The following is a 12,533-nucleotide window of genomic DNA, read 5'->3' on the forward strand; positions in this document are numbered from 1 at the left end:
TGACCTGCCCCCCGCAAAATCCCTCACCATGAAGTAGAGTCTGCCCAACCTATGTAGGAGCAGACGAATGCGTAAGAGCCGTTTCACCGAGGCGCAAATCATTGGGATGATCAAAGAGCAGGAAGCCGGGATGCCGACAGCAGAGGTGTGCCGACGGCACGGCCTGAGCCCGGCGACCTTTTACAAGCTGAAGTCCAAATATGGCGGCATGGAGGTTACGGAGGCCGCGCGGCTGAAGGCGCTGGAAGATGAGAATGCCAAGCTGAAGCGGCTGCTGGCAGACACGATGCTCGACAACGTGGTTTTGAAAGACCTGCTGGGAAAAAGCTGACGACACCGAAAGAGCGGCGAGAGGCAGCGCTCACTGCGATGCGGGATCACGGCATCTCGCAGCGCAGGGCCTGCCGGCTTGTCGGTGTCGACCCCAAGACGGTCCGGCGCGAACGCCCGCCCGACCATCCCGAGATCCGCCAGGAGATGAAAGAGATCGCTGGCAAACGCCGCCGGTTCGGCTACCGGCGGATCGGCGTGCTGCTTGAGCGCAAAGGCATGATCATGAACCACAAGAAACTCTACCGGCTCTACCGCGAAGAAGGCCTTGCGGTAAGGAGGCGGCGGGGCCGCAAGCGTGCCCGGGGCTCGCGAACGCCGATGCCTGAAGCCACGCAGCCCAACCAGCGCTGGTCCCTGGACTTCCTGGCGGATAGCTTCGGCGCGTCGCGGAAATTCCGCATCCTGGCCGTGAATGATGACTGCTGCCGGGAAAACCTGTGCCTGGCCGCGGACACCAGCATTTCAGGAGAGCGCGTTGCCCGGGAGCTGGACGCGCTCGTCCGGATCTACGGGAAACCCGCTTGCATTGTCAGCGACAACGGCACGGAATTCACCAGCCGGGCAATCCTGAAATGGGCCGACAGGAACGGCGTGGATTGGCATTACATCGACCCCGGAAAACCGCAGCAGAATGCCTTCATCGAGTCGTTCAACGGCAGCCTGCGGGACGAGCTTCTCAATGAAGAGCTGTTCGATACCCTGGACGATGCCCGCCGCAAGCTGGCGCTGTGGCGCTACGATTACAACAACGTCAGGCCCCACTCTTCGCTGGGGAACAGAACGCCAAAGCAAGCGCGGCAGGCGCTTGAGCTATTTGAGGGTTCCGCGCCCGCCGCGCTTGCCAAGCCCGAAACCGACGACTACCAAAATCAAACCCGCAGACTCTCCTCATGAGCGAGGGACCAGCGGGGGGCAGGTCAGCCCCCCGCTGGCCCTCACGATGTAACGGCAGCTTTCATCCCCCCATTTCTTGGTCTTAAGATTCGTGAACTGCTGATAAGGTGACTATAAAGTCTGAGGGAACCTTGGCCAAAGGCTACCAACACAGGGAGGCACAGGGCCATGTCAGATGATGAAAATGTTTATGCAAGGTTGATGAATGACCTTGATGCAGAGGCGAGTGACGCCGGGATGGGCTACGGCTCTGAAACCAAAGACAGACCACGCAAGCATCGAATTAGAGGGAGCAGCAAGAAGAAACGCCAAATCAAAGGCTACAGTAAAAACGGCGAACCACAGATAGTCTTGATTGTTGTTGGTATCGTGTTTTTCGTCGCCGCTCTACAAATTTGGTACATCACCCTTCCTGTAGGTATTCTCTGCGCCTTTTTCTTTGGGTATCGTGTAGCTATTGCGGGCGTAATCGTAATCACTATAATAACACTTCTTATCCAAGTGGAAATGCGTGAAGCTCTTGAGGCCAAGAAGGTTTTGCAAACGGAGTGCGTCACTATACTCGTGAATCGTGCCGCTGAAAAACACTATGACAAACCTGTCAAAGAACTAAACACTTTCAATAAATTTCGTGTAAATCGAGCAATCAAGGAAGGTAGCTTGACCCTCTTGAGAAAATACGACGAGGGGGGCATCCAAGCCGTTGAGATCTTTATTGTTGAGGAGGAGTTAGTTGCCGCGCACTCAAAGCAGGAGTTCCTGGATGGAATGAAATCCTGCATAGGTGAAAATTAACACAAGCCGACAAAGCCTGACTGGACCAGAGTTGTATGTCTGGGCAGCAGTAAGGACTAATAAATTAAATCAAGTTAGGTCATGAACGTGTGTGCGCCGTGTCTCGGTTAAAGTTAAGTGTAGTCTACTTTCCATCTACTTTCTTTATTCAGTCAAAAACGGTCGGTTGTGGAATGGTTTACTGAACCGGAAATTGACGCCCTTGCAGCGAAGGTAATCAAAGTACAGTATTGTGTGAATTCGCCGTCGACCTCACCATCCACCCGCAGCGAAAGACCGGTTCGGTGAAGCTGCGCTGCGGCGGCGATAGGTGATGCCAAAGCCCGCTATGGGCCGTTTAACACAGCTGGTGGTCAGGGTGGGAAGCAGCCGTTCGCTGCGCCAAACATAAATGTCCAGATTACGGAAAATGTGCGCAACGCCCGTTTGTGAATGTCCGGCACCTTGGTATTGGCGGCGTTCGTTGACCACTGGGTGATCCAAGGGGTCATTCACGCAGACAGTTTCCGGATCAGAGCAATTGTTGACTGGTCCTTGCCCTCAGATGAGGCGCCCTTGATCATTGGCACCAGGGCGCTGGCGAGCTCCTTGCCCAGTTCCACTCCCCATTGATCAAAGGAATTGATCCCCCAAATGGCGCCTTCAACGAACACCCGGTGTTCATACAGCGCGATGATCTGGCCGAGGGAGTACGGCGTCAGCAGCGGATAGGCCAGCGTCATCGAAGGGCGGTTGCCTGGAAAGGTCCGGTATGCCGCTTGGACGCGCTGCTCGTCACCGGTATAGCCAAGCGCTGCAGCAATCTCCAAGGCCTGCTCCAAGGAGCGGCCAAGCATCAGGGCTTCGGATTGGGCCAGGCAATTCGCCTTCAGCAAATCATGATGTTCCCGCAGACTGGGTTCATGACTGCGCGAAGCCACCAGAAACTCAGCGGGGATGATTTCGGTTCCCTGGTGCAAAAGCTGATAAAACGCATGCTGTCCGTTGGTTCCGGCTTCGCCCCAGACGACGGGCCCGGCGCTGCGCTCCAGTGTTGTTCCTCGGTTAGATACGCACTTGCCGTTGCTCTCCATGTCAAGCTGCTGAAGGTAGGCGGGCAATTTGGCCAGACGCTGGTCATAAGGCAGGATTGCACGTGTCGGATGGCGGCAGATGTTTCGGTGCCAAATCCCTACGAGCCCCATAAGCAAGGGCATGTTTTCCCGCACGGGAGCGGTCACGAAATGTGTATCCATCGCCCGGGCACCCGCCAGAAAGTTGCGAAACTCCGCTGGCCCGATGGCCAGCATGATCGGAAGGCCCACTGGGCCCCAAAGCGAGTAGCGGCCGCCAACCCAATCGGAAAAGCCAAAAACACGCTCCGGGCTGATCCCCATGCCGGCGGTCTTGTCCAGCGCAGTGGATACGGCGGCCAGATGGGAAACGGCTGCGTCCTCCAGCGCATTCTTCAGCCAGTTGATCGCCGTTTCGGCATTGGTCATCGTCTCAATCGTGGTGAAGGTCTTTGACGCAATGATGACCAGCGTCGAACGGGGATCGAGCTGGCGCAGCGTGTCGGAGATCTGGGCGCCGTCGACGTTGGAGACGAAGTGGCAGCGCGGTCCGTTGTGATAGGGGCTCAGCGCCCGGACGGCCATGACCGGCCCGAGGTCGGAGCCGCCGATGCCGATATTCACTACATCGGTGAATGCCCCGCCTCCTGCGGTTGCGATACGGCCCGAGCGGATGCCGTCGGCGAAATCCTCCATCGCCTGCAGGGTTTTACTTATCCCCGGGCGCACGTCCTCGCCATCAATTACCAGCGGTCCGCCATCGCCGGCACGCAGGGCTGTATGAAGCACCGCCCGGTCTTCGGAGCGGTTGATCCGCTCGCCGCGGAACATGGCATCGCGTTGACCGGCAACGTCCCGCATCTCGGCCAGTTCCAGCAGCAGATCAAGTGCCGCACCGTCGATGCTGGTCTTTGAGAAGTCCAGCAGCAGCCCGTCTGCTTCAACCGAAAACCTGTCAAAGCGCTGCGGGTCGTCGAACAAGGAAATGATCGGCCGCCCTTCTGCCGCGCTGTGGTTCTCCTGCAGCTTGGTCCAGATATCCATCATGCGCTTCCCCCCAGTTGCGCGGCCTGTCTGGCCAGCAATTCAATCCCGTCCCAGTTCCCGGCCGCAATCAGATCCTTTGGCGCAACCCAGCTGCCCCCCGCACACAGCACGTTGCTGAGGGACAGATAATTTTCAGCGTTTGCGGGACTGATGCCACCGGTGGGGCAAAAGGTGATCTGCGGCAGCGGTGCGCCGATGGCCTTCAAAGCCGGGGCGCCGCCTGACGCCTCCGCAGGAAAAAACTTGAGCATGCCGTAGCCGCGCGCCAGCAGCCGCATGGCCTCGGTCGCGGTTGCAGCGCCCGGCAGCAGCGGCAGCTGTTCCGCCTCGCAGGCAGCCAGAAGCTCATCGGTCGCACCGGGTGAAACCCCGAAGGCTGCTCCGGCGGCCTTGGCGGCGCGGACATCCTCCGGCGTGATCAGCGTGCCGGCGCCGACATGACCGCCCGGAACCCCAGACATGGCGCGGATCGCCTCCAGCGCGTCCAGGGTGCGCAGGGTGACTTCCAGGGCGGGGAGCCCTCCCGCGACCAGCGCTTCGGCCAGCGGGCGGGCTGTGGAGGCATCTTCAATAACCAGCACCGGAACAATCGGGGCAAGGCCGCAGATTTCGCGGGTCAGCCGGCTGGCATCTTTGGGGGGCAGAGTCATGTATTAGGCTCCGAAAATGGAGGCGCCGTCCGTTGCGGCGCTGACAGAGTTTCTGAAGGCTGCGAACAGCTCGCGGCCGGTCCCGGACTGATTGGCGGTCAGGTCCGCAACCACCGCCGGGCGCTCGCAGACACCTTCGGTCAGGATATCGAGTGTTCCGGCTGTGGCATCCACACGCAGGAGGTCGCCGTCCTGCAGGCGGGCAATTGCGCCGCCGTCGACGGCTTCAGGGCTGACATGGATCGCGGCGGGCACTTTACCGGAAGCGCCGGACATGCGGCCATCGGTGACCAGTGCTACTTTCTGGCCGCGGCCCTGCAGGATCGCCAGCAGCGGCGTCAGGCTGTGCAATTCAGGCATGCCATTTGCCTTTGGCCCCTGGAAGCGCACAACCACGATAACATCCCCTGCAAACTCACCGGCCTTGAAAGCGGCTTTGACTTCGTTCTGATCGGCGAAGACGCGCACCGGCGCCTCGACTACCTGATGTTCAGGCGCCACGGCAGAGACTTTCATGACCGCGGTGCCAAGGTTGCCGGTCAAGCGCTTGAGGCCGCCGGTTGGCTGGAACGGGTCGTGAGGCGGGCGCAAGATGGCCTCATTCAGACTACGGCCCGCGCCGTTGCGCCAAGCCAGGACGCCATCGTCCAGAACGGGCTCCTGAGCATAACTCTCCAGACCCTCGCCGGCCACGGTCATGGTGTCCGGATGCAGCAGCCCGGCTTTCAGCAAGCGGCCGATCATGTAACCAAGGCCGCCTGCGGCATGGAAATGGTTCACATCCGCAAGCCCGTTGGGATAGACCCGCGCCATTAGCGGGGTGACTTCGGAGAGATCCGAGAAATCTTGCCAGTCGAGCACGATCCCGCCCGCACGTGCCATGGCAACCAGGTGGATTAGCAGGTTGGTCGAACCGCCAGTGGCATTCAGCCCGACGATGCCGTTCACAAAGGCCCTTTCATCAAGAATGCTGCAGACTGGCGTGTAGTGATTGCCAAGCGCACTGAGCGACAAGGCGCGTTTAGCGCCTTCCTGGGTCAGGGCATCGCGCAGCGCGGTGTCCGGCGGCACGAAGCTGGCGCCTGGCAGGTGCAGCCCCATGAATTCCATCAGCATTTGGTTGGTGTTGGCTGTGCCGTAAAAGGTGCAGGTGCCCGGCCCGTGATAGGCGGCCATCTCAGCAGCCAGCAGCGTATCCCGGTCAACTTCACCCGCTGCAAATTGCTGGCGGACTTTGGCCTTTTCGTCATTGGCCAATCCGCTGGCCATGGGCCCCGCGGGCAGGAAGACAGTGGGAAGATGGCCAAAGGCCTGGGCGGCAATGACCAGCCCGGGCACGATCTTATCGCAGACCCCCAGATAGACGGCGGCGTCGAATGTCGCGTGGCTGAGCGCAACCGAGGCTGCCAACGCGATCACATCGCGGGAAAACAGGCTCAGCTCCATGCCCGCCTCCCCCTGGGTGACGCCATCGCACATGGCAGGCACCCCGCCCGCCACCTGCGCGGTGCCGCCCGCCTCGCGGGCTGCCTGCTTGATCAGGGCCGGATAATGTTCAAAGGGCTGATGGGCTGAAAGCATGTCGTTGTAGGCGGTGACGATGCCGAGGTTGCCCGCTTTGCGCTCGACCAGTTGTGCCTTGTCGCCACCGGAGGCGGCATAGGCATGAGCCTGGCCGCTGCAGGACAGATGGGCGCGGGCCGGGCCCTTTTCCGCGGCCCGGTGCATTCGGTCCAGATAGGCGGCTCGAGTGGTTTCGCTGCGGGCAATGATCCGATCGGTCACGCGCAGAAGAGTGTCATTGAGCTGGCTCATTGGTGCGCTCCCTTGGGAAAACGGATTGGCGGGACGTTACAGAAGGGGTGAGGTTTGGCCGGGGCGGGGTTCGTGCAATCCTGATGCATTGCTCAGCCCCCGATCTCGCGCCACCGTCGGCCCTCACGGTGCAGCAGCATCAGGGCGTCCTCGGGGCCAGACCCTCCCGGATCGTACGGAGACGGGGCAGGCCCGGCGTCTTCCCAGGCGGCAATGATGGGATCCGCCCAGGCCCAGGCTGCCTCGACCTCATCGCCGCGCATGAACAGGGTCTGGTCGCCGCGGATCACGTCCATGATCAGACGTTCATAGGCATCTTGGGGTTCAGCGCGTTCCCCCAAAGCCTCGGCAAAGGTCATGTCCAGGGACACTTCCGCGAGGCGGAAACCGCCTGGACCCGGCTCCTTGATCGTGTTGCGCAGGGTGATGCCTTCATCCGGCTGCAGGCGAATAATCATTGCGTTGCTGCGCCGCCCGGCCATGTCCGGAAAGATCATGTGCGGCGGGTCGCGGAACACCACCGCAATTTCGGAACAGCGCGCCCGCAGCTTTTTGCCCGTGCGCAGGTAGAACGGCGTGCCCGCCCACCGCCAGTTACCGATATTCACTTTCATGGCGATGAAGCTTTCGGTGCTGCTGTGCGGGTTGCCGGCATGGTCGCGGTAGCTGCCCGCGCTGCCTTGGGCGCGGTACTGGCCGCGCACGATGTCCGATGGCGCCACCGGTTCCAGCGCCTCGATCACTTTGACCTTCTCATCGCGCACCGCGTCGGAGGTAAAGCGCGACGGCGGCTCCATCGCTGTCAGGCACAAGAGCTGCATCAGGTGGTTCTGCACCATGTCCCGCATCGCACCGGAGCGGTCGTAATATTCGCCGCGCCCCTCGACGCCGAGGCTTTCGGCCACGGTGATTTGGACATGGTCCACATGGGTGGAGTTCCACAAAGGCTCCCACAGGGCGTTGGCAAAGCGCAGCGCCATCAGGTTCTGCACGGTTTCTTTGCCCAGATAGTGGTCGATCCGGTAGATCTGATGCTCGTCGAAGTTGCGGCGCAGATCCGCATTCAAATCCCGCGCCGACGCCAGATCGTGACCGAAGGGCTTTTCCACCACAACCCGGCTGTTCGCCGATGCGATGCCCCGGCTTTTCAGATTGGCTGCGATGGGGCCGAACAGCGCTGGCGAGACGGAGAGGTAGAATGCCTGTACCACATCCGGCCTGATCGCCTGCGCCAGAGTGTCCCAACCGTCCTCGCCTCCGGCATCGACACGAACGTACTCCAGGCTGGCCAGGAACTTTTCCAGCAGTGCTGACCGTTTGGCCGCCTGCGGCGCAAATTCCAGCAGGCTGGCATGCACCGCCTCGGTGAACTCCGCCCGGTTCATCGCTGAGCGGGCAGTGCCGATGATGCGTGCCCCTTCCGGCATCTGCCCCACCGCAAACCGGTGAAATAGGCCAGGCAGGATTTTGCGGCGTGCAAGATCGCCGGTGGCACCGAACAGGACCAGGTCAAAAGGATCGACGGGGATGACACGGGACACCATCTGCTTAGCCCACCCGCTTGAAAGGCGCCCCGGCCCGCGGCTTGCGGCCAATGGCGGCGAACTGGATGGTCATGGCGTTTTCTCCTGACGGCTTTGCTGCGGGTTCATAAATCGAAACCTCGCCAGTAGCGCTAACATTACCGAGCGAAAAAGAGGACAAGAAAGTGTGCATTTATAGCTCTCCGGCCCAGGGCGGGTTGGCGCCGGCGCGCGACACGGTAATCGCCGCCACTTTCGCACCATGCTCCATTGCCTGCTGCAGAACGTCAGGCGGCAAAGCAGCCAGCTCCGGTTTCGTCAGCCGGCCAAGCTCGGACAGTTTGGCAAGAACGCCCGCATTGAAGGTGTCGCCGGCCCCGACGGTGTCGGATATTTTGGCCCGAACAGCAGGCACACGCACTTCGCCGCCGTTCGCAAGATACCCGACCGCCCCTTCGCCGCCGCGGGTCAGGATCAGAGCGGATGGCCCCCGTTCCAGAAGGATGGAGACTTTCTCGCTCAGCGACAGCGGGTCCGGCAGCAGCCAGTTCAGGTCTTCGTCAGAAACCTTCACGATATCCGACTGCGCCACCATGCGGTCCAGCCGTGCGCGGTACCTGGCGATGTCCTTGATAAACCTGGGGCGGATGTTCGGGTCAATCATCACTGCGCGATCCGTGGCTTCGCGGTCCAGCAGCGCGGCATAGGCATCGGCGCAAGGCTCAGAGGCCAGGCTGATCCCGCCGAAAAACAGGGCCGAGACCTCCTGAGGAAGCTTGGGCATATCCTCAGGCATCAGCATGCGCCCGGCTGAGTTCTCGTCGAAGAAGCAATAGGTGGCATGGCCATCCACCAGGCGGACAAAGGCCAGCGTGGTGGGGCGGCCGGACTGGACCACCAGCGAAGTGTCAACATGACTGGCCTTCAGCGACTCGGCCAGCTGCCGCCCGAACATGTCGGTAGACAGGCCGGTCAGCATTCCGGCCCGCACCCCAAGCCGCCCCAACGCAATTGCTGTATTGAACACCGCCCCTCCGGGATGAGGCACAAACCCTTCCGGTCCGTCCGCAGTTGGCGCGGGTATCATGTCAATCAGGGCTTCTCCGCTGCATAGGATCATGTTTCCGAGCTCCCCTTGGCCTGCTCATGCCCGGTATAGGCGCGTAAAGCAGCTTCGCATCCTTCCGACCAGATCAGGCTGAGCCAGCGCGAAAACTCCACAGCGAACCATTGGTTGCCGGCCAGATCACCGTAGATATCATGCTGTTCGAGCCAGGCTTGCGGACGCAGCCTTGCGGCCATTGCAGCCTCAGCCAGCGCTTCCCAATGGGGGTCGTTGGCCTCAATCCCGGTGCTGTCCTCCCGGGTGCCTGCACACATGCGCGCCCAAAGCGCCTCGACGAGGCTCAGGCCTGCGATCGGGCCGCCTGCTGCCAGCGCGTCACGCAGAATGGGATGGACAAATCCCGGGTGCCGGGAGGAGCCGTCAAAGGCTACCCGCCGTACCGTGTCGCGGATGGCGGCGTTGGAAAACCGCCGCTCGATCAGTTTGGCATAGTCTTGAGGGTTCATTCCCGGAACAGCTGCAACGTAAGGGGCAATCTCCTCTTGCTGGACCTTTTGGAACAGCGCGGCAATCAGCGGATGCACCATGCAATCGGCGATGGTCTCCACCGACAGCATCTCTCCGGCATTGGCCAATACCTGGTGGCCCGCATTCAAAATGCGGATTTTCATCACCTCATAGTCATGCACGGAAGGTGTGAACACTGCCCCGGCCTTATCCCAGTCGGGTCGGCCCATGCAGAAGTCATCCTCGATCACCCATTGGCGGTAGTTTTCATGGGTGACGGGGGCGGCATCTTCGATGCCCAGTTCACGGGCAAGGGCGATTTCGACGGGACCGGTTGCGGGCACAATGCAGTCGACCATCGAATTCGGGAAACTGCAGGTCTGATCGATCCAATCCGCCAGCTCCGGGTCGGTGAGCCTTGCCAGCGAGACCACCGCCTGCCGGGTGGCGTTGCCATTGCCGCGCAGGTTGTCGCAGCTTTGAACGGAAAAGGGGCCGGCTCCGGCATCGCGCCTGGTTTTCAGCGCAGCTGCAATGGCTCCGAAAACAGTGCGGGGACGGGTTGGATTCTCCACGTCATGACGAATGTCGGGGTGCCGCACATCCAGCCCGCCGGTGGCCGGGTCCACGAAATAACCGCCCTCGGTCACGGTCAGCGACACGATACGAATTGCGGGATCGGCCATGGCGCGGATCAGCGCGCCGTTCCCGTCGTCTATCGGCAGGTAATCGATCATCGATCCAGTGATCTCGGCCGAAACGCTGCCGGGCGCCAGTTCAATCAGGGTGGTCAGACAATCCTGCGCCAGCAATTTCTGCCGCATCGCGGCATCATACGGGCGTACCCCGGCGCCGATGATGGCCCAATCCTTTGCTAGGCCCTGCTGCATCAGCCGGTGCAGATACCAGGCCTGGTGGGCGCGGTGGAAATTGCCGAGGCCGATGTGGATGATCCCCGGCTTCAGTGAGGCGCGGTCGTATCCGGGACCTGCAACACCTTCGGGCAGATCCTTCAGCGCCTCCTGGCTCAGCTTAACCGGAGTAAGTTGTGCTGTTTCGCGTTCCATCAGCTCATCCATTGTCCACCGTCCACGTTGTAGGTTTGGGCGACGACGTAGCTGGCCTCGTCAGAAGCCAGAAACACGGCCATGCCGGTGAGATCGTCCGCCCGCCCCATGCGCCCATAGGGCACCGCCTGTGCCACCTCTTGCTTCTTCTGGCCCGGCGCCTTGCCCTCATATTTTGCAAAGAGCGCATCGACGCCGTCCCAATGCTCACCCTCCACCACACCAGGGGAGATGGCGTTCACGTTGATCCTGTGCCGGATCAGATTGAGGCCGGCGGATTGGGTCAGGCTGATGATGGCGGCCTTGGTGGCGCAATAGACGGCAACCAGCGGTTCTCCGCGCCGGCCGGCCTGGCTGGCCATGTTGATGATCGTGCCGCCCTCGCCGCGTTCAATCATGTGCCGCGCCACTGCCTGCAGAGTGAACAGAGTTCCGGCGACATTGACCGCAAAGGTGCGCTCATAGTCGTGGCGTGTGATTTCACTAACCGGAGCGGCGGTGAAGACGGCCGCGTTGTTGATCAGGATATCAATCCGCCCCAGCTCTGAGACCGTTTCGGCAACGGCCTGTTCGATACTGGTCTGATCGGTGACATCCAGCCGGACGGCTATCGACCCGCCACCCAGTTCCTCAGCCGCTGTCTGCGCGCCGTCGAAATCAATATCAGCAATGGCTACACGGGCCCCTTCGCGGACATAAGCCTCCGCGAAGGCGCGGCCGATCCCGCGGGCGCTGCCGGTGATCAGCGCTGTTTTGCCTTCCAGCCGTTTCATGCGATCCGCAGCCCTTCAGCGTCGAATTTGTGAATCACATCGGCGCGCGGGGTCATGAAGATGCGGTCTCCGTGGCGGAACCCGACTTCGCCGTCAGCGCGCACGGTGATGGTTTCTGCCAGACCGGTGCCGTGGACGTGAAAGAATGTGTCCGAGCCCAGGTGTTCTGAGACGCTGACCACACCCGACCAGGTGCCTGCCTCGCCGGACACCTCGATATGCTCGGGACGGATGCCAATGGTGTGGGCGCCGTGTTTAGCGGCTTCTTTGCCCTCGATGAAGTTCATCTTGGGTGAGCCGATGAAGCCGGCCACGAACTTATTACGCGGAGTGTGATAAAGCTCGAGCGGCGAGCCGACCTGTTCGATCACACCTGCCTGCAGCACTACGATCTTGTCGGCCATGGTCATGGCTTCGACCTGGTCATGGGTCACGTAGATCATCGTTGTTTCCAGCCGTTCATGCAGTTCGGAGATCTCCAGCCGCATTCCAACGCGCAGGGCCGCATCAAGGTTCGACAGCGGCTCGTCGAAGAGAAAGGCCGAAGGTTCCCTCACGATGGCGCGCCCGATGGCCACCCGCTGGCGCTGCCCGCCAGACAGCTGGCCGGGACGGCGGTCCAGGTAATCGGTGAGATTCAGCGCATTGGCGGCGGCTTCGATGCGGCGGTTCTGTTCCTCGACCGGGACTTTGGCCATCTTCATCGGGAAAGCGATGTTCTTACGCACCGACATATGCGGATAGAGCGCGTAGGACTGAAACACCATCGCCAGGCCGCGCTTGGCGGGCGGAACATGGGTGGCGTCCTGCTTGTCGATGCGGATCTGGCCGGAGGATACGTCCTCCAAACCGGCGATCAGCCGCAGCAAAGTGGATTTCCCGCAGCCCGAGGGGCCGACAAAGACCGTGAACTCACCGTCGTCGATGGTCAGATCCAGCGGGGGGATAACTTGCACGTCGCCAAAGCTTTTAGAGACTTTGTCCAGAGTGATGCGTCCCATTTTGATGTCT

11 protein-coding genes are annotated in these 12,533 nt (G+C 61.2%); 2 read left to right on the top strand and 9 right to left on the bottom strand.

All coding sequences use genetic code 11. From position 1 onward, the window contains the following. Positions 1–67: 67 nt before the first annotated feature. Together AC5STI_RS18645 and AC5STI_RS18650 are read left to right on the top strand one after the other, a co-directional pair. Positions 68–1,227 (top strand): IS3 family transposase gene (locus AC5STI_RS18645; protein WP_495445279.1). Its coding sequence is split into 2 segments (ribosomal slippage): positions 68–326 and positions 326–1,227, totalling 1,161 coding nucleotides; the frame shifts between segments, so codons are not numbered across the junction. Positions 1,228–1,395: 168 nt separating this feature from the next. Beyond that, complete coding sequence (locus tag AC5STI_RS18650) at positions 1,396–2,022, top strand: hypothetical protein (protein ID WP_495447789.1); 627 nt, start codon at positions 1,396–1,398, stop codon at positions 2,020–2,022. 491 nt (positions 2,023–2,513) lie between these two features. Here AC5STI_RS18650 and pgi read toward each other — a convergent pair whose 3' ends face one another. The 9 genes from pgi to AC5STI_RS18695 form a co-directional block, all read right to left on the bottom strand. Further along, positions 2,514–4,121 (bottom strand): glucose-6-phosphate isomerase, encoded by a 1,608-nt coding sequence (pgi, locus tag AC5STI_RS18655; RefSeq protein ID WP_495447790.1) that lies wholly within the window; start codon positions 4,119–4,121, stop codon positions 2,514–2,516. Beyond that, on the bottom strand, positions 4,118–4,771 hold the full coding sequence (gene eda / locus AC5STI_RS18660) for a bifunctional 4-hydroxy-2-oxoglutarate aldolase/2-dehydro-3-deoxy-phosphogluconate aldolase (protein ID WP_495447791.1): 654 nt from the start codon (positions 4,769–4,771) through the stop codon (positions 4,118–4,120). Before eda ends, pgi begins: the two co-directional genes overlap by 4 nt. A 3-nt stretch (positions 4,772–4,774) precedes the next feature. Beyond that, positions 4,775–6,586, bottom strand: coding sequence for a phosphogluconate dehydratase (gene edd / locus AC5STI_RS18665; protein ID WP_495447792.1), 1,812 nt, complete (start codon positions 6,584–6,586; stop codon positions 4,775–4,777). A gap of 92 nt (positions 6,587–6,678) precedes the next feature. Further along, the gene (zwf, locus tag AC5STI_RS18670) at positions 6,679–8,130 is read right to left on the bottom strand and encodes a glucose-6-phosphate dehydrogenase (protein ID WP_495447793.1); all 1,452 of its coding nucleotides are present in this window, start codon (positions 8,128–8,130) and stop codon (positions 6,679–6,681) included. Between the two features lie 4 nt (positions 8,131–8,134). Further along, positions 8,135–8,302, bottom strand: coding sequence for a hypothetical protein (locus AC5STI_RS18675; RefSeq protein WP_475046241.1), 168 nt, complete (start codon positions 8,300–8,302; stop codon positions 8,135–8,137). Then, complete coding sequence (locus AC5STI_RS18680; RefSeq protein WP_495447794.1) at positions 8,303–9,229, bottom strand: carbohydrate kinase family protein; 927 nt, start codon at positions 9,227–9,229, stop codon at positions 8,303–8,305. Next, complete coding sequence (locus AC5STI_RS18685; protein WP_495447795.1) at positions 9,226–10,761, bottom strand: mannitol dehydrogenase family protein; 1,536 nt, start codon at positions 10,759–10,761, stop codon at positions 9,226–9,228. Before AC5STI_RS18685 ends, AC5STI_RS18680 begins: the two co-directional genes overlap by 4 nt. Continuing rightward, complete coding sequence (locus AC5STI_RS18690; RefSeq protein WP_495447796.1) at positions 10,749–11,522, bottom strand: L-iditol 2-dehydrogenase; 774 nt, start codon at positions 11,520–11,522, stop codon at positions 10,749–10,751. Before AC5STI_RS18690 ends, AC5STI_RS18685 begins: the two co-directional genes overlap by 13 nt. Continuing rightward, a complete protein-coding gene (locus AC5STI_RS18695) occupies positions 11,519–12,523 on the bottom strand; it encodes an ABC transporter ATP-binding protein (protein ID WP_222509976.1) in 1,005 nt (334 codons plus the stop codon). The genes AC5STI_RS18690 and AC5STI_RS18695 overlap by 4 nt, the downstream gene beginning before the upstream one ends. Positions 12,524–12,533 lie beyond the last annotated feature (10 nt).

This window comes from Leisingera sp. CC-HEC096 (genome assembly GCF_059429235.1).

Excerpts from the sequence above, each read along its gene's own strand:
- AC5STI_RS18650 (WP_495447789.1), top strand. The coding sequence starts at position 1,396 with ATGTCAGATGATGAAAATGTTTATGCAAGGTTGATGAATGACCTTGAT.
- pgi (WP_495447790.1), bottom strand. The coding sequence starts at position 4,121 with ATGATGGATATCTGGACCAAGCTGCAGGAGAACCACAGCGCGGCAGAA.
- eda (WP_495447791.1), bottom strand. The coding sequence starts at position 4,771 with ATGACTCTGCCCCCCAAAGATGCCAGCCGGCTGACCCGCGAAATCTGC.
- edd (WP_495447792.1), bottom strand. The coding sequence starts at position 6,586 with ATGAGCCAGCTCAATGACACTCTTCTGCGCGTGACCGATCGGATCATT.
- zwf (WP_495447793.1), bottom strand. The coding sequence starts at position 8,130 with ATGGTGTCCCGTGTCATCCCCGTCGATCCTTTTGACCTGGTCCTGTTC.
- AC5STI_RS18675 (WP_475046241.1), bottom strand. The coding sequence starts at position 8,302 with ATGCACACTTTCTTGTCCTCTTTTTCGCTCGGTAATGTTAGCGCTACT.
- AC5STI_RS18680 (WP_495447794.1), bottom strand. The coding sequence starts at position 9,229 with ATGATCCTATGCAGCGGAGAAGCCCTGATTGACATGATACCCGCGCCA.
- AC5STI_RS18685 (WP_495447795.1), bottom strand. The coding sequence starts at position 10,761 with ATGGATGAGCTGATGGAACGCGAAACAGCACAACTTACTCCGGTTAAG.
- AC5STI_RS18690 (WP_495447796.1), bottom strand. The coding sequence starts at position 11,522 with ATGAAACGGCTGGAAGGCAAAACAGCGCTGATCACCGGCAGCGCCCGC.
- AC5STI_RS18695 (WP_222509976.1), bottom strand. The coding sequence starts at position 12,523 with ATGGGACGCATCACTCTGGACAAAGTCTCTAAAAGCTTTGGCGACGTG.